19 protein-coding genes are annotated in these 16,290 nt (G+C 58.2%); 8 read left to right on the top strand and 11 right to left on the bottom strand.

Annotated elements, in window-relative coordinates:
* Positions 1-46: 46 nt before the first annotated feature.
* The 10 genes from ACVBAU_RS09790 to iscR form a co-directional block, all read right to left on the bottom strand.
* Positions 47-1,267: a cysteine desulfurase gene (locus ACVBAU_RS09790; RefSeq protein WP_335743960.1), complete on the bottom strand. Its 1,221-nt coding sequence runs from the start codon at positions 1,265-1,267 to the stop codon at positions 47-49.
* Positions 1,260-1,859: a Yip1 family protein gene (locus tag ACVBAU_RS09785; protein ID WP_138923434.1), complete on the bottom strand. Its 600-nt coding sequence runs from the start codon at positions 1,857-1,859 to the stop codon at positions 1,260-1,262. Before ACVBAU_RS09785 ends, ACVBAU_RS09790 begins: the two co-directional genes overlap by 8 nt.
* Complete coding sequence (locus ACVBAU_RS09780) at positions 1,856-2,341, bottom strand: YIP1 family protein (RefSeq protein ID WP_138923435.1); 486 nt, start codon at positions 2,339-2,341, stop codon at positions 1,856-1,858. Before ACVBAU_RS09780 ends, ACVBAU_RS09785 begins: the two co-directional genes overlap by 4 nt.
* Positions 2,341-3,624 carry a Fe-S cluster assembly protein SufD gene (gene sufD, locus ACVBAU_RS09775; protein ID WP_448326052.1) on the bottom strand — a complete coding sequence of 428 codons (1,284 nt, stop codon included), beginning with the start codon at positions 3,622-3,624 and terminating at the stop codon, positions 2,341-2,343. Before sufD ends, ACVBAU_RS09780 begins: the two co-directional genes overlap by 1 nt.
* Positions 3,624-4,379 carry a Fe-S cluster assembly ATPase SufC gene (sufC, locus tag ACVBAU_RS09770; RefSeq protein WP_138923437.1) on the bottom strand — a complete coding sequence of 252 codons (756 nt, stop codon included), beginning with the start codon at positions 4,377-4,379 and terminating at the stop codon, positions 3,624-3,626. The genes sufD and sufC overlap by 1 nt, the downstream gene beginning before the upstream one ends.
* A gap of 91 nt (positions 4,380-4,470) precedes the next feature.
* Positions 4,471-5,319 carry a polysaccharide pyruvyl transferase family protein gene (locus tag ACVBAU_RS09765; protein ID WP_448326050.1) on the bottom strand — a complete coding sequence of 283 codons (849 nt, stop codon included), beginning with the start codon at positions 5,317-5,319 and terminating at the stop codon, positions 4,471-4,473.
* Complete coding sequence (locus ACVBAU_RS09760; protein WP_138923438.1) at positions 5,309-5,500, bottom strand: hypothetical protein; 192 nt, start codon at positions 5,498-5,500, stop codon at positions 5,309-5,311. Before ACVBAU_RS09760 ends, ACVBAU_RS09765 begins: the two co-directional genes overlap by 11 nt.
* Before the next feature lie 5 nt (positions 5,501-5,505).
* Positions 5,506-7,041, bottom strand: a complete 1,536-nt coding sequence (gene sufB / locus ACVBAU_RS09755; RefSeq protein WP_171048898.1) for a Fe-S cluster assembly protein SufB — start codon at positions 7,039-7,041, stop codon at positions 5,506-5,508.
* 29 nt (positions 7,042-7,070) lie between these two features.
* Complete coding sequence (locus ACVBAU_RS09750; RefSeq protein WP_448326047.1) at positions 7,071-8,195, bottom strand: cysteine desulfurase family protein; 1,125 nt, start codon at positions 8,193-8,195, stop codon at positions 7,071-7,073.
* A gap of 51 nt (positions 8,196-8,246) precedes the next feature.
* On the bottom strand, positions 8,247-8,717 hold the full coding sequence (iscR, locus tag ACVBAU_RS09745) for a Fe-S cluster assembly transcriptional regulator IscR (RefSeq protein ID WP_448326045.1): 471 nt from the start codon (positions 8,715-8,717) through the stop codon (positions 8,247-8,249).
* A gap of 175 nt (positions 8,718-8,892) precedes the next feature.
* On the opposite strand from iscR, the gene ACVBAU_RS09740 reads away from it, so the two are divergent.
* The 8 genes from ACVBAU_RS09740 (at position 8,893) to typA (ending at position 15,832) form a co-directional block, all read left to right on the top strand.
* Positions 8,893-9,546, top strand: a complete 654-nt coding sequence (locus ACVBAU_RS09740; protein WP_138923442.1) for an alpha/beta hydrolase — start codon at positions 8,893-8,895, stop codon at positions 9,544-9,546.
* Positions 9,546-9,779 carry a hypothetical protein gene (locus ACVBAU_RS09735; protein ID WP_138923443.1) on the top strand — a complete coding sequence of 78 codons (234 nt, stop codon included), beginning with the start codon at positions 9,546-9,548 and terminating at the stop codon, positions 9,777-9,779. The genes ACVBAU_RS09740 and ACVBAU_RS09735 overlap by 1 nt, the downstream gene beginning before the upstream one ends.
* A gap of 3 nt (positions 9,780-9,782) precedes the next feature.
* Positions 9,783-10,364 (top strand): HD domain-containing protein, encoded by a 582-nt coding sequence (locus ACVBAU_RS09730; RefSeq protein ID WP_138923444.1) that lies wholly within the window; start codon positions 9,783-9,785, stop codon positions 10,362-10,364.
* 173 nt (positions 10,365-10,537) lie between these two features.
* Positions 10,538-11,755, top strand: a complete 1,218-nt coding sequence (locus ACVBAU_RS09725; RefSeq protein WP_138923445.1) for an NADP-dependent isocitrate dehydrogenase — start codon at positions 10,538-10,540, stop codon at positions 11,753-11,755.
* A gap of 147 nt (positions 11,756-11,902) precedes the next feature.
* Complete coding sequence (locus tag ACVBAU_RS09720) at positions 11,903-12,511, top strand: YitT family protein (protein WP_448326042.1); 609 nt, start codon at positions 11,903-11,905, stop codon at positions 12,509-12,511.
* Positions 12,512-12,584: 73 nt separating this feature from the next.
* Entirely contained in the window at positions 12,585-12,914 is a 330-nt protein-coding gene (locus tag ACVBAU_RS09715) for a DMT family transporter (protein ID WP_138923447.1), read from the top strand.
* 114 nt (positions 12,915-13,028) lie between these two features.
* Positions 13,029-13,910, top strand: a complete 882-nt coding sequence (locus ACVBAU_RS09710) for a mechanosensitive ion channel family protein (protein ID WP_448328963.1) — start codon at positions 13,029-13,031, stop codon at positions 13,908-13,910.
* A gap of 104 nt (positions 13,911-14,014) precedes the next feature.
* The gene (gene typA / locus ACVBAU_RS09705) at positions 14,015-15,832 is read left to right on the top strand and encodes a translational GTPase TypA (protein ID WP_138923448.1); all 1,818 of its coding nucleotides are present in this window, start codon (positions 14,015-14,017) and stop codon (positions 15,830-15,832) included.
* Between the two features lie 167 nt (positions 15,833-15,999).
* Here the strand turns inward: typA and ACVBAU_RS09700 are convergent, their stop codons facing one another.
* Positions 16,000-16,287 carry a DUF1330 domain-containing protein gene (locus tag ACVBAU_RS09700; RefSeq protein ID WP_009826907.1) on the bottom strand — a complete coding sequence of 96 codons (288 nt, stop codon included), beginning with the start codon at positions 16,285-16,287 and terminating at the stop codon, positions 16,000-16,002.
* Positions 16,288-16,290: the final 3 nt, after the last annotated feature.

The raw sequence follows: 16,290 nt of genomic DNA, 5'->3' as shown, positions 1-16,290 counted from the left end.
TATAGCCAGACTACCCGCCCCCTGCAATTACAAAATCAGTTCAGTCTCATGCAAAGAGATCATGCGCCAATTCAAGCGCTTCGATCAGCGTGTCGATCTCGGCATTGGTGTTGTACATCCCAAAAGAGGCGCGGCAGGTGGCGGTTTGCCCCAGATGTTGCATAAGCGGCCCACAACAATGCTGCCCCGCACGTACGGCAACGCCCTTCTTGTCCAAGATGGTAGAGATATCATGCGCATGCGCCGCCCCGTCCAGCGTAAAGCTGAAGATCGCGGCCTTATCCGGCGTGGTGCCCTGAACCTGCAACCAGTTCAATCCTGCCAGACGGGTCACTGCATAATCACGCAAGGATGCTTCATGAGCGGCGATATTTTCCATTCCGACGTTCATCATGTATTCTAGTCCGACACCCATACCGATGGTCTGCACGATCCCGGGGGTGCCCGCCTCGAACTTCATCGGCGCATCGTTGTAGATAATGCCGTCTTTAGTGACTTCGCGGATCATGTCACCACCGCCGAGAAACGGGCGCATCTCGGCCATGCGGTCGGGGTGGATATAGATCGCACCGGACCCTGATGGACCATAGAGCTTGTGACCGGTGATCGCATAGAAATCGCAGCCGATATCTTGCACATCCACCGGCATGTGGACCGCTGCTTGCGACCCGTCGACCAGTACCGGCACACCTTTGGCGTGGGCCCCGGCGGTGATCGCCTTGACGTCCACAACCGTTCCTAACACATTCGACACCTGCGTCACCGCAATCAGCTTGGTTCTGGGGGTGATCGCATCAATCACCGCCTGCGGATCAAGCGCACCAGACGCATCCACATCTACCCATTTGATCACCACGCCTTGGCGTTCGCGCAGAAAATGCCACGGCACGATGTTGGCGTGATGCTCCATCACCGACAGGATAATCTCGTCGCCCGGCGACAGGTTCGGCATGGCCCAACCATAGGCGACCAGATTGATCCCTTCGGTGGTGCCGGAGTTAAAGATGATGTGATCCTCGTTCCCGGCGTTCAAGAACCGCGCAACGGTCCCGCGCACGGCTTCGTACTGGTCGGTTGCAAGGTTAGAAAGATAGTGCAACCCGCGGTGAACATTGGAATATTCGTGGCTATAGGCACGGCTGATCGCATCGATCACGGCCTGCGGCTTTTGCGCCGATGCACCATTGTCGAGATAGACAAGCGGCTTGCCGTTCACTTCACGGGACAGGATCGGGAAATCGCGGCGGATGGCGTTTACATCATACATCAAGAAGCACTCCTTGGGCAGCAATGCCCACGATAGAAAGAAGCAGGCTCATTCCCAAAACGACAGCCGCCATAGCAATCAGCAACACGCCTACGGCCTTGCCCAAACCGGCGAAGTCGAACGCCGCGGCAATGAAGTTCACCAATATCCAAAGACCGATGATCCCAGTCGCCAACGATGCCAGTACCGACACGCCAGGAGAGATGTACATGAGCAAGAAAATCGCCGCCTGCGCGATAATGCGCAAGACCTGCAAAAACACGACCAACGCCAATATATCGCCAAGGTTGCCATCGCCGCCAAGCGCACGGCCCGTCCAGAACAGCCCGTGTGTGGTGATCACCAACACCCCTGTCAGCAGTACGAACATCGCCAAGGGACTGGTAAAGAACGCGGGCATGCCAGGTGTCGGTTGCACCACAAGGCTGACCGAGAAAATCAACGTGTTCACCGCCGCCGCCAGCGCAAGCGCGGTCCACAATACATTGCGATCAAGCCGCCAGCCGATAATCTGCTGTGCCGCCGCGCGAGGGTTGCGCAAGCTTAGAATGACCAACTCGGACAAAACCGATCGTATGTCAGGGGCGTTCATGGGCGTATCCGATATGCAACCAGCAAGCCGCTGATCCAGAACCATAAAAATACGCAAAGCCAGATCAGTCCGACAATGCGCAGCTCGATCCCTTCGCCGACGAACCCTGCCGTAAGTCCGTGCAGCAACACAAGGGGGCTGGACGCCAGCAAGGCCCAGAAGAGCGCAAGACGGGTGCTATACCCGCTCGGGCGGCCGCGCATCACCTTGAGGATGATTTGCGTGCCCGCCGCGAGCATATAGAAAATCAACGGCGCGATGAACAGCCATGCCATCAGGGTCGCCCCCAGCAACATGTCCAGCTCGGTGCCGGTGACATGGGCTTCGCGGGCCAGACGCGGGGTCTGGGCCACGAAAAAGATCAGACACGCGACCATCAGATAGATCAGGTTGCGATCCTCCCGCGGGCCCTGCCCCAACAACCGCCGCACAACGGCGGCGGGGTTGCGGTAGCTGGCCACGATATCGCGTGTCGCCGCCATCAGGCTGCGTGCCGCTCAAGCCACGCGGCAAGCCGTGCGGTGATCTCTTCGCGCAGAGTTTCGTCCTCGATCTCTTCGACAGCCTCGGCCAAAAAGGACAAGGTCAGAAGATCAGTCGCGACATTGTGGGGCACACCGCGCGACCGCAGATAGAACAAGGCATCCTCGTCAATCGCACCAGATGTGGACCCGTGCGAACAGGCGACATCATCGGCGTAGATTTCAAGCTCGGGCTTGGCGAGGAACTGGCTATCTTCGTCCAGCAGCAACGACTGGCTGATCTGATAGCCATCGGTCTTTTGCGCGTCTTTCTTGACCAAGATCTTGCCTTGGAACACGCCGGTCGCCCCGTTGCGCAGAACCTTCTTGAACACCTGACGGCTTTCGCAGTTTACCGCGTCGTGGGTTACGAACACCGTGTCGTCGTGGTGGAAATCAGAACCATCCCCGACGCTGGCACCCGCGACATGAGCCGCCGCATCATCGCCAGTCAGCTCGATCACGCAGTCGTTGCGCGTCATCACGCCATTGGCAGTCAGCGTAAAGGATTTGAACGCGGATTCAGCCCCCAGACGGGTAAAGATATGCGTCGCTGCGCGTTGTTCATGGTCACGCCCTTGGGCGCGCACATGGTGGAACGCAGCGTTGTCGCCGACCTCGACTTCGAGCACACCGTTAAAGCGCGCAGCCACGGGGCCGTTTTCCAGCAGCGTGAATTCGGCACCGGCGTCCAGCTTGATGACGCTGTGCAGCATGACATCGGCTGTTTCCGACGTCCGGCGATAGATAATGTTCACCGGCTTGGAGACTTTGTCCGTCACATGGATCAGCACGCCATCGGGCGCAAACGCCGTGTTCAACGCGGCCAAGGGCCGTGCCACAGGAGTTTGGCCGTTCTTTTCCAGCGTACCATAAAGATCGCGGGCCCAATGCAGGTCCGCGTCTGCCTGGGACAGCCGTTCAATCGTGATGCCATCAAGCGCCAATGCGTCAGACGCATCCGCGTCGAACACGCCATCGACGAACACCAGCTTGAGCCGGTCAATCTGGTCGAACAGGACCACATCATCAGACGCCCGCAAGGCAGCCGAAGCCGCCTGCGGCTGGGTCAGCGTATCAGGGCGGGTGTATTTCCAGTACTCGTCACGACGCTCCGGCAGACCTGCCTGTTGCAGCCGCGATAGTGCGTCTTTGCGTGCCGCATCGGACCAGCCCCCTTGGGGCAGATCCAACGTGGCGATCAACGCCTCGGTCGGGGTTTGTTGTGTCGCTGCTTCGGCCATTACGCCACCTCGGACAGGATGTCGGCATACCCGTTGTTTTCAACTTCAAGCGCCAGCTCGGGGCCACCGGTTTTGATGATCCGACCGTCAGCCATGATGTGCACGACGTCGGGTTTGATGTGGTCCAGCAGACGCTGGTAGTGGGTGATCACGAGGAAGCCGCGCCCTTCGGTGCGCAGCGCGTTCACGCCATCAGCAACCAATTTCATCGCGTCGACGTCCAAACCGGAGTCTGTTTCATCCAAGATGCACATCTTTGGCTCGAGCATCGCCATTTGCAGGATTTCGTTCCGCTTTTTCTCGCCACCGGAGAAACCGACGTTGACGGGACGCTTCAGCATCTCTGCGTCGATCTTCAGGTCTTTGGCACGTGCGCGCACAACCTTGAGGAACTCTGCCGCAGACATTTCTTCTTCGCCACGAGCCTTGCGCTGTGCATTCACAGCCGTCCGCAGGAAAGTCATGTTGCCGACACCGGGGATTTCAACCGGATACTGGAACGCCAGAAACAGGCCAGCCGCCGCACGCTCTTCGGGATCGATGTCGAGCAGGTCGATATCGCCGAGATGGGCGGAGCCTTCAGTGACCTCATAGCCGCCTTTGCCAGACAGGACATAGGACAACGTGGATTTACCCGACCCGTTGGGGCCCATGATCGCGTGTACCTTACCGGCTTCGATCTCAAGATCGACACCTTTCAGGATTTGCTTGTCTTCGTCTTCCAGTTTTACCTTCAGGCCTTTGATGCTCAGCATGGGAGGTTCCTTTTCTTGCGCTTTGGCGCTGCAATGACAGTGAATTGAGTGAATGAAAACCCCGCCAAGGGGCCGTCATCGGTGTAAGATTTCATGCCGCTCTCCCTGCCTGTAAGGCTTTAGGAAAACGCGCATAAAGGGCGGTTCGGCAGGCATCTATGCCCGCCTGATAGGAAAGCGGTGACAGCGGATCGGGTAAAACCGCTGTGGGGATATCTTCGATCTGCATCGGGGCCTGCATCGGCCGACCGACTGAAGCTGCATAGTCGAGGTACTTCAACCGTGACTGCCCCGCCGGGGCCAACCAACTGTTGGGGACGCCATAGGCATCGGCCACGATCAACCCGTGCAGGGATGATGCAAATACATGACCGCACGTTGCAATCGCGTCGCAGACCGCCTGGGCATCGCCGCGTGGATCGATCAGTTGATATCGTGTATCGCTGGCGACAAGCGCTTGCAGCACGGGATCATCAATCAGCGAGTGATGCGGCACGATACCGATCCTGCCGTTCGGTGCCCGTTTGTGCGGCCAAACGGCATTGATCAACAACCCCGGATCGCCAAACTCGGACAATTCCAAGCCCAACAACGCGGCTGTGATCGGACCGCGTACCAGCGCTATATCCACATGGTCGGTAAACCCTGTGCCCTGCACTGGATGCAGCAATCCTGCCCCCCAGATCACCGGCCGATGATCCTGCGCCTCGCTAAAGTTGCGCTTGACCACCTGCAACAGCGATCCGATCGCCCAGACATCAGCCTTGCGCGCACCAGCATGCTCCACAGGCCGGCCCGAGACATGGGCCAGCACCACAGGGCTGATGGCGTCCCCAAAATTCGGGACCGCCTTCCACCAGTGCAATCGCAAAGGCATGGTGTCAGCCGATAGTTGCATCAGCTTGCTGCGTCCTCGTACACGGTGATGATCATGTGTCATCCCCCTTGCGCAGCACCAAAAGCGCCACACGGATCGCAGCATAGATCATCGCAAAGATCAGCATCTGAAAGAACGTGTTCTCAAACGCGGCGAGCGTCAGCCCGCCGCCCCGAACCAGAGCCATCAGCACCCAGAAAACCAAGGCGGCGATGGTCACATCCCATGTCAGTTTGCGCATCATCGCGATTACCCCACAGAACCTTCAAGAGAGATCGCAACCAATGCTTGCGCTTCCATTGCGAACTCCATCGGCAGTGCCTGAAGCACGTCTTTGCAGAAGCCGTTGACCACCAAGGCCACCGCCTCTTCCTCGTCCATCCCGCGCGAACGGCAGTAGAACAGCTGGTCGTCGTCCACCTTGGATGTCGTTGCCTCGTGTTCGACACGGCTGCTGTTATTCTTGACCTCGATATACGGTACAGTGTGGGCACCGCACTGGTCGCCGATCAGCAAGCTGTCACATTGCGTATAGTTGCGCGATTCCTTGGCTTTGGGGTGCATGGACACCAGTCCACGGTATGTGTTCTGCGCCTTGCCCGCCGAAATCCCCTTGGACACGATGCGCGACTTGGTACGCTTGCCCAGGTGGATCATCTTGGTGCCAGTGTCAGCCTGCTGCATGTTGTTGGCGATCGCGATGGAATAGAACTCGCCTTGGCTATCATCGCCGCGCAGGATGCAGGACGGGTATTTCCATGTCACAGCCGAACCGGTTTCAACCTGCGTCCACATCACCTTGGCACGGTCGCCACGGCAATCGGCACGTTTGGTCACAAAGTTATAGATCCCGCCTTTGCCGTTCTCGTCACCGGGATACCAGTTCTGAACGGTCGAATATTTCACCTCGGCGTCTTCTTCGATGATGATCTCGACCACCGCGGCGTGCAGTTGGCTTTCGTCCCGCTGCGGCGCGGTACAACCCTCGAGGTAGGACACATAGGACCCTTTGTCGGCGATGATCAGCGTGCGCTCGAACTGGCCAGTGTTTTCCGCATTGATACGGAAATAGGTCGACAGTTCCATCGGGCAGCGCACACCCGGCGGAATATAGACAAACGACCCGTCTGAAAAGACAGCCGAGTTCAGCGTCGCGTAGAAGTTATCATTCACCGGCACGACCGAACCAAGGTATTTCTTGACCAGTTCCGGATGCTCGCGGATCGCTTCCGAGATCGAACAGAAAATCACGCCAGCTTTCTTCAGCTCGTCCTGAAAGGTGGTCCCGACGGAAACAGAATCGAACACGGCGTCCACAGCAACCTTGCGAGGTTCATCGCCCATGTTTTCTGCACCCTCGACGCCCGCCAGAATGGCTTGCTCTTTCAAGGGGATACCCAGCTTCTTGTAGGTCTCGAGCAGCTTGGGATCTACGTCGTCCAGGGACTTGGGCTTGACCGCCATGGATTTGGGACGCGCATAGTAATACTGGTTCTGAAAGTCGATTTCAGGGTAGTCCACCATCGCCCAATTCGGCTCTTTCTTGGTCAACCAGCGCTCATAGGCCGCCAGACGCCATTCAAGCATCCACTCCGGCTCTTCATTCTTTTCCGAGATCAGCTTGACGATATCGACGTTCAGACCCAGCGGGGCATAGTCCATCTCGATATCGGTGGACCAACCGTATTTATAAGCACCGCCGACTTCGCGCACGGCATCCACGGTGTCCTGATCGACACCTTCTTTGACGCCATCATTTACGTCTTTGACCAATGTGCTATCCATGCTTTTCATCCTTCAACTGGCGGTGCGCATCAAGCGGCCCGCGCCTCGTGTTTTTTCAATTTCGCGGTCCATGCGTCGACAAAACGCATGACCTCTTCTTCTGTGGTGTCCGGCCCCAGCGACACGCGCACGGCACAAGATGCCAACGCCTCGTCAAAGCCCATGGCCGTCAACACCCGACTTGTCGCCACCTTGCCGCTGGAACAGGCAGACCCCGCGCTGATCGCAAAGCCCGCAAGGTCCATCTGCATCACCTGCGTCTCACCGCGCCATCCACGCGTGATAAAGCAAGAGGTGTTCGGCAAACGCGCCACATCTTTCCCAACAAAAATAGTCTTCTTTGACGCAGCCTCAAGAGCCTTCTCTAGAACATTTCTAAGGTCTGCAACCCGTTCCCAGACACCATCCGCCAAATCCTGCGCCGCTGCCGCGCAAGCAGCACCAAAGCCGGCGATGCCGATGACGTTTTCGGTCCCTGCACGACGCCCCAGCTCCTGCCCGCCCCCGCGCAGCATCGGCTGCATCAATCCAGGGGTATATTGCGGCCCCGCGATCAAAGCGCCGATCCCCTTGGGACCGCCCAACTTATGCGCCGAGAGCGCCAATGTGGCATGACGCCCGACCTCTGACCGCCAACGGCCCAGATCGGAAAGCTTGCCCGCCGCCTGCACCGCATCGCGCAACACGGATGCGGGCGACGCGCCCAAACGAGACAGCTCGGCGCACAGAGTGTCAGGCTGCAGCACGCCGGTTTCGCTGTTGGCCCGCTGCAAGAACAGCGTCACCCCCGCCAAAGCACCGTCCGGCAGCGCGGTCAAATCCACGTGACCATTGCGATCCACGGGCAATTGGTCTGCCTCAGGGCACCAGATCCGCACCGCTTCATGTTCAATCGGCGCGCCGGTCACCGCGGTAGAGTCCTGAACCACGCCTGTAATCGCCTCAGTGGCGCCGCTGGTAAAGATCACCTCCGAGACATCGCAGCCGACCAGTCCGGCCACCTGCCCCCGCGCCTTTTCAACCATCATCTTGGCTGCACGCCCTTCGGCATGGACGCTCGAGGGATTGCCCGCCACATCCATCGCCGCCAGCATGGCCGCGCGCGCCTCTGCCCTCAGCGGGGTGGTCGCGTTATGATCCAGATAGGTTCTCATATCAGCTTCCAGATGGTCCTTATTCCCAGGGAGTGTGAGGGACAGCGTCCCTCATTCCGAGTCGGCCTCGTCCACGATGGCAAAGAGGTTCGGCACCGCCGGACAGGGGGCGAGCTCGTTCGCGACAACGTCTGACAGCCGCGTCTGGTGCAAGTACACATAGACCTGCGCGCTCAACCCTTCCCACAAACGGTTGGTCAGGGATTGCGCACGACTGCCTGACGACCCGCCAGAGGCACCTGCCCCCACATGCATCGCGTCGACCTTTTCATCGACCGCCGCCAGAATATCGACAACGCGAATATTCGTCGCTGGTCGCGCTAAACGATAGCCGCCGCCGGGGCCACGCACCGATGCCACCAGCTCGGCCCGACGCAGTTTGACGAAAAGCTGTTCCAGATACGGCAGGGAAATGGACTGACGCGCCGCGATATCGCCCAGATTGACCAGGCGGTCCGCAGGCTGCAACGCTATATCAGCCAGCGCGACCATGGCATACCGCCCCTTGGTAGACAGCTTCATTGCAGTGTTCCCTTTCCCAAAGGCGCCTGTTTGATTGACGAGGACGCATGAAATGCCTAAACGCAATGTCTGACCCCCGGTAAAGGTGGGATCACACAAGTTAGAACCGTTCTAAACTGCCTTAGCGAATTCGTCAACTATTCCGCTGCACTTAGAACCCCAAGCAGGGACGCTCATGCCCGAGGTTATTTTTCCCGGACCCGAAGGCCGCCTCGAAGGCCGCTACCATCCACAAAAAGAACGCGACGCGCCAATCGCCATTCTGCTTCACCCACACCCACAATTCGGCGGGACGATGAACCATAAGGTCGTGTATAATATGCACTATGCCTTCTACAATATGGGTTTCACCGTTTTGCGCTTCAACTTCCGCGGCGTGGGACGCAGTCAAGGCGAATACGATCAAGGCGTCGGTGAACTCTCTGATGCAGCGTCAGCGCTGGATTATCTGCAGTCGATGAACAACAACTCCAAGCACTGCTGGGTTGCGGGCTTCTCGTTCGGCGCATGGATCGGCATGCAATTGCTGATGCGCCGCCCCGAGATCACGGGCTTCATCTCTGTCGCACCGCCTGCGAACATGTATGACTTCAGCTTCCTCGCACCCTGCCCGGCTTCCGGTTTGGTGATCAACGGGACGGCTGACCGCGTAGCACCACCGGCTGATACCGTGACCCTCGTGAATAAATTGCACGAGCAAAAGGGCATCACCATCACCCACCAAGAAGTCGAGGGTGCCGGCCACTTCTTTGAAGAGCCGCATATGGATACGCTCATCACGTCGACCACGGACTATGTGAAGCGTCGCCTGACGGAAACGACCCGTTAATGGCGGATCAGACAGTCGTCGATCTGGCCAATCAGCTGGCCGAAGAATGTCTGGCAGTACAACGCGAAACCGGACAGGAGCGGCTTTTTATGGAAGTCGCTGCTGTTCTGGGCGCGTCGTCGCAGACCATGGAAGAAGCCTTTGTCACAGCGATCCGTACGCGGCTTTCTGCCGGACAGGGGCGTGACTTTATCGCCAAGGCGCTTGCCGCGCACCGCGCAAAAGAAAGCTGACGTATGACCACCAGACTAGAGCAACAGATTGCCTTCCTTAACGAAGCAGACAAGCTCAAGTCGGTCACACGCGGGACGCTTTTATGCGATGCCTCGCGGGCGGAAAATTCGGCTGAACACAGCTGGCACCTGACGCTCTATGCGCTGGTGCTGGCGGATCAGGCGGGCGAAGGCGTCGATATCACCCGCGTCATCAAAATGTTGATCCTGCATGACCTCGTCGAGATTGACGCAGGCGACAACCCGATCTTTGGCAGCTACGATGCGGCCGATATGGAGGCCCAGGAACAGCTTGCCGCTGACCGGATATTTGGCCTTCTTCCCAACGATTTACGCGACGATCTTCGCGCGACATGGGAAGAGTTCGAAGCGAATAAGACCCCCACAGCCCGCTTTGCAAAATCGTTGGACCGTTTCCAGCCCCCCATGCAAAACCTTGCTGCAGGCGGTGGCAGCTGGGTCGAATATAACGTCACGGAAGCCCAGTTCGTGGAAAAGGTCGGCTCTAAGATCAAGGCCGGCGCGCCGGGCTTGTGGGAATTCGCACGAGGCCGCGTCTCTGCATGGTTCGCGGCCCGCGGCTAGCACCCCCTGCCTTTAGCTGCCCGACCTTTCTCCTTTGCGTCACACCCCTGTTGCAGGGCTGCGGTATCTGGCAAACAGCACAGTTCTTTTCAGTATACCATTGCATACCGACTAGGCATTCGTGCCCGAGTAGGCTATGCGGGTGACAGTTTCACCTCAAAGGACCGCAGACGATGACCAAGATCAAAGTGGAAAACCCGATCGTTGAGCTCGACGGTGATGAAATGACCCGCATCATGTGGGATTTCATCAAGAAAAAGCTGATCCTGCCCTATCTCGACGTGGATCTGAAATACTACGATCTAGGGATGGAGGTTCGCGACGAGACCAACGACCAGATCACCATAGACGCCGCGCACGCTATCAAGGAACACGGTGTTGGCGTCAAATGCGCGACCATCACCCCCGACGAAGCACGGGTCGAGGAATTCGGCCTCAAAGAGATGTGGCGGTCGCCGAACGGGACGATCCGCAATATTCTGGGCGGCGTGATCTTCCGTCAACCGATCATCTGCAAGAACGTTCCCCGCCTTGTGCCGGGATGGACCAAACCAATCGTCGTGGGTCGTCACGCCTTTGGCGACCAGTACAAAGCGACCGATTTTAAATTTCCCGGCAAGGGCAAGTTAACGCTGAAATTCGTCGGCGAGGACGGGACAGAAATCGAGCGCGAGGTTTTCGACGCGCCGGACGCCGGCGTCGTTATGGCGATGTACAACCTTGATAAATCCATCATCGACTTTGCCCGCGCGTCGCTGAACTATGGTCTGAACCTTGGCTGGCCGGTCTATCTGAGCACCAAGAACACGATCCTCAAACAATACGACGGTCGCTTTCTTGAATTGTTCCAACACATCTACGAAACCGAGTTTGAAGATAAGTTCAAAGCCGCGGGCATCACCTATGAACACCGTCTTATCGACGACATGGTCGCCTGTGCGATGAAGTGGAACGGCGGTTACGTCTGGGCGTGCAAGAACTATGACGGCGATGTGCAGTCGGATACCGTGGCGCAGGGGTTTGGCTCGCTCGGGCTAATGACCTCCGTGCTGATGACCCCCGACGGCCAGACCGTAGAGGCAGAAGCCGCCCACGGCACCGTCACCCGCCATTACCGCCAACACCAGAAGGGCGAGGAAACCTCGACCAACTCCATTGCGTCTATCTATGCGTGGACGGGCGGGCTCAAGCATCGCGGTAAACTGGATGACAACGCCGAACTGATCCGCTTTGCCGAAACCTTGGAAAAGACGGTCGTGGATACGGTGGAATCAGGCTCTATGACCAAAGACCTGGCCCTGCTGGTCGGCCCCGACCAAGGCTGGCTGACCACGATGGGCTTCCTGGAGAAGGTCGACGAGAACCTGAACAAAGCGCTCGGCGCGCAATAAGCAGACCGCTCAAAACAAGGGCCATCCTGAACGGGTGGCCCTTTTTCTGTGCAGCAGACCCAGCGTGACGCTATGTAACAGGAGAAATTATTATTCTGCACTGCAGCACCCCTAGACAGGTCAACATAGCTGCCCTATCTGCGCGATATGACATATGCTGACCCCCTCCACCACAGCTCGCTTGATGATGTCCAAGGCCTAAGCCTCGGGGTATTTTTGTGCGGTATCGGAATCTTCGTGTTGACCTCTGCCGGTCTGATCACCGGCCAGACGGCGGGCTTGGCGGTGATCATCGCCTATCTCACGGGGTATTCCTTCGGCGTGGTGTTCTTTTTGATCAACCTGCCGTTCTACTTCCTTGCCTACAAACGCCTCGGGGCGGAATTTACCATCAAATCGCTGATCTCGGTCACAATGCTGTCTGTTGTCACCGAATTTCTGCCCTACGGGTTTGCGATCCAGTCGCTGAGCCCGGCCCTCGCAGCGGTAATATTTGGCGCGCTGGTCGGGTTGGGGCTGCTGGCGATGTTCCGACATAATGGGTCGCTTGGGGGCTTGGGCGTGATCGCGCTCTTGGTTCAAGACACCACGGGGTTCAAGGCGGGATGGGTTCAGCTCATCACCGATGGGGTGATCTTTTCGGTCGCGTTATTCCTGTTTCCTGCTTCTGTTGTGGGATATTCCTTGCTCGGCGCGGTGGTGCTGAACCTGATCATTACCTTCAACCACCGCCGCGACCGCTACATCGCCACCTGACCCGCCGGCTCTTGACACCGGCCCGCGCCCGTCTCAGGACTGGGTCGGAAACCAGCATTGGGGGCACGGTGATATGCATTATTTCTGGCTGATGATCGCCATCGTGACCGAAACCCTGGGCACCAGCGCGCTGCAAGCCTCGCAACAATTTACGCGGCTATGGCCCTCTGTCGCGGTCGTTGTGTGCTATGCCATCTCGTTCTATCTGCTGGGGCTGACGCTCAAGGTGATGCCGGTGGGCATTGTCTATGCGATCTGGTCGGGGCTGGGTATCGTCTGCATCGCGGGCATCGGGTATTTCGTGTTCGGGCAAAAGCTCGACCTTGCCGCCGTTTTGGGCCTGTCGATGATCATCAGCGGCGTGCTGGTCATTCATCTATTTTCGAACAGTTCCACCCATTAGATGGCCCTGCTCGGGAACCCGTCGCTGCGTTAAGGTGTTAGCGTATATCGCAACGACCGAAAGTGCCGCATGCTCGATTCATTAAGCTCCGTTTGGGGCACCCTGCCCGATCCTTTGCGTAACCAGCTTGAGGGGTACGCCGTCGGGTTCTGGAGCGTGCTGCCGCAGCTTATTTTGTCGATCATCTTCCTTTGTTTTCTCTGGGCTGTCGTCCGCATTGTGCAGGCTATCGTGCCGGGCGTGCTGCGCCGCGCCCGTATGCGTCGGTCGCTTGTCGATGTCATCATGATGCTGATTATCGTGGGGATGTGGCTGTTTGGCGTCTTGATCGCCGTTACAATCGCCTTTCCCACAATCACCCCCGGCAAGGCGCTGACTGCGTTGGGTGTGGGTGGCGTGGCCATCGGTTTTGCCTTCAAGGATGTGTTCGAGAACTTCCTAGCAGGGATCTTACTGCTCATCCGCGAACCTTTTTCTGTCGAGGATTACATTGAATGCGAGGGGTTCGAGGGGCAGGTCGAAGAAATCACGATCCGCGACACCCATGTGCGCCAGACCGATGGACAACTTGTCGTGGCCCCAAACGCGATGTTCTTTAAGAATCCCGTCACCATCCGCACCGCCCGCGACGTGCGCCGGACCACCGTGATTTGCGGCGTGGCCTACGGCGAAGACGTAGACGCCGCGCGCGAGGTGATTGCCCACGCGGTGCGCGGGGTGGACGCGGTGCGCGATGATGTGCGCGACGTTGAAATCTTTGCGCAGGAATTTGCCGACAGTTCGATCAACTTCGAGGTTACTTGGTGGACAGGCTCGCGGCCCATCGACATCCGCAGCAGCCGCGACAAAGTCGTCGCCGCCGTGAAACGGGCGCTGGATGACGCAGGAATCGAAATCCCCTTCCCCTATCGCACCCTGACCTTTAACGAACCGCTACCGGTTCGGGACTATCGCGACCGCAAAGAAAGCGCAGAAGACACAAGCACCGACGGCTGACATCCTTTAGGGCTAGCTTTCTGTGGCGTATCGCGTTAAGCGCTGCCCAAATGCTGCGGTGCGAGAGCGTGCGCGGCCCCCTCCCGTATCAAAGGCATACCCCAATGGACATGCGAAATATCGCAATCATCGCTCACGTTGACCACGGCAAAACGACGCTGGTCGACGAGCTTCTGAAACAATCTGGCACCTATCGTGAAAACCAGGCGACGACCGAGCGCGCGATGGACAGCAACGATCTGGAGCGCGAGCGCGGCATCACGATCTTCGCAAAACCGACGTCGGTTGTTTGGAACAACACCCGTATCAACATCGTCGACACCCCCGGTCACGCCGACTTTGGTGGCGAAGTTGAACGCATCCTGTCGATGGTAGACGGTGTTGTCCTGCTCGTCGATGCCGCAGAAGGCCCGATGCCACAGACCAAATTTGTGACCTCCAAGGCGCTGAAACTGGGCCTGCGCCCTATCGTTGTGCTGAACAAAGTCGACAAGGCAGACGCCGAGCCTGACCGCGCGCTGGACGAATGCTTTGATCTGTTCGCCAGCCTTGATGCCACAGATGAACAGCTCGAATTCCCGCACATGTACGCCTCCGGTCGTTCCGGCTGGGCTGATCTGGAGCTGGATGGCCCGCGCAAAGATCTTGACGCTTTGTTCAAACTGGTGCTCGAGCATGTTCCCGCGCCAAAGCAAATCGAAAACACTGACAAGCCGTTCACCATGCTTGCCACTACCCTTGGCGGTGACCCGTTCCTGGGCCGCTTGCTGACAGGTCGTGTTGAAACCGGCACGTTGAAAGCGGGCCAGAGCATCAAAGCCATGTCGCGCGACGGCACGCTGATCGAAAACTTCCGCTGCACCAAGATCCTAGCCTTCCGCGGGCTTGAGCAGACTGCCATCGAGCTGGCAGAGGCAGGCGACATCGTATCCATCGCCGGTATGTCCAAGGCAACAGTGGCCGATACGCTGGCCGAAACCTCAGTTTCCGAAGCAATACCGGCCCAGCCGATCGATCCGCCCACCATCACCGTGACCTTCGGTATCAACGACAGCCCGTTGGCCGGTCGTGACGGCAAGAAAGTTCAGTCGCGCGTGATCCGCGAGCGCCTGATGAAGGAAGCCGAATCCAACGTTGCGATCAAGATTTCCGATACCCCGGGTGGCGACGCCTTTGAGGTTGCCGGTCGTGGCGAATTGCAAATGGGCGTTCTGATCGAGAACATGCGCCGCGAAGGGTTCGAGCTTTCGATCTCCCGCCCGCAGGTTCTGTTCCAACAAATCGATGGCGTCCGCCACGAGCCTATCGAAGAAGCCACCATTGACGTGGATGACGAATACTCTGGCGCGGTCATCGAAAAGATCACCGGCGTCCGCAAAGGCGAGCTGGTAGAGATGAAGCCCGCCGGTGCCGGTAAAACCCGCATCGTGGCCCATGTCCCATCGCGCGGCCTGATCGGTTACCACGGCGAATTCCTGACCGACACACGCGGTACAGGCGTCATCAACCGCGTCTTCCATTCCTGGGCACCGCACAAGGGCCCGATCCCGGGCCGTCGCGCTGGCGTACTGATCTCGATGGAAAACGGTACCTCGGTGGCATTCGCCCTGTGGAACCTCGAAGAGCGTGGCAGAATGATGATCGGCCCACAGGCCGACGTCTACACTGGCATGATCATTGGCGAACACAGCCGCGAGAACGATCTTGAAGTGAACCCGCTGAAAGGCAAGAAGCTGACCAACGTTCGCGCGTCGGGCACCGATGAAGCCGTTCGTCTGACCACACCCATCACGCTGAGCCTCGAAGAGGCCATCGCCTATATCGATGACGACGAACTGGTTGAAGTGACACCAAACGCTATCCGGCTGCGCAAGCGTTATCTGGACCCGCACGAGCGGAAGCGGATGGCGAAATCAGCTTAAGCTAAACGATCACTGGACTGGGGCTTTGCCCCAGACCCCAGGATTTAATACCATTTGGAAAGCGGGGCTGTTTCGGCCCTGCTTTTTTTATGTCTAGCGATGTTGGGGGGAGATTTGGTGTGGTCGGCGGCCCGGTTTGGCCCGCCGACAGAGGTTCAACCTAGGCTTTAGCCGTCGATTTCGACGACCATCAGTTCGCGTTCTGAGGCATCTTTGGCATGGCTCAGCGCCTCTTGGTAGGCGTCGGAGTTATAGCAGTCCACCGCATCTTCGACCGACGCAAAACGGGCCACGACGTTGCGCGGGCGCTCTTTGCCTTCGAGCTGGACGAACCGGCCACCACGGGCCAGAAAGCTGCCGCCATGCGCCGCGATAGCGGGGCCAGCAAGCTTGGCATATTTACCATAGGCGTCTTCATCAGTGACGGTGACATGAGCGATCCAGAGAGCAGGCATGGG

The organism is Sulfitobacter sp. M13, assembly GCF_053474885.1.
The sequence above is the reverse complement of the archived record's forward strand: the minus strand, read 5'-3'. Positions and strand labels throughout refer to the sequence as shown.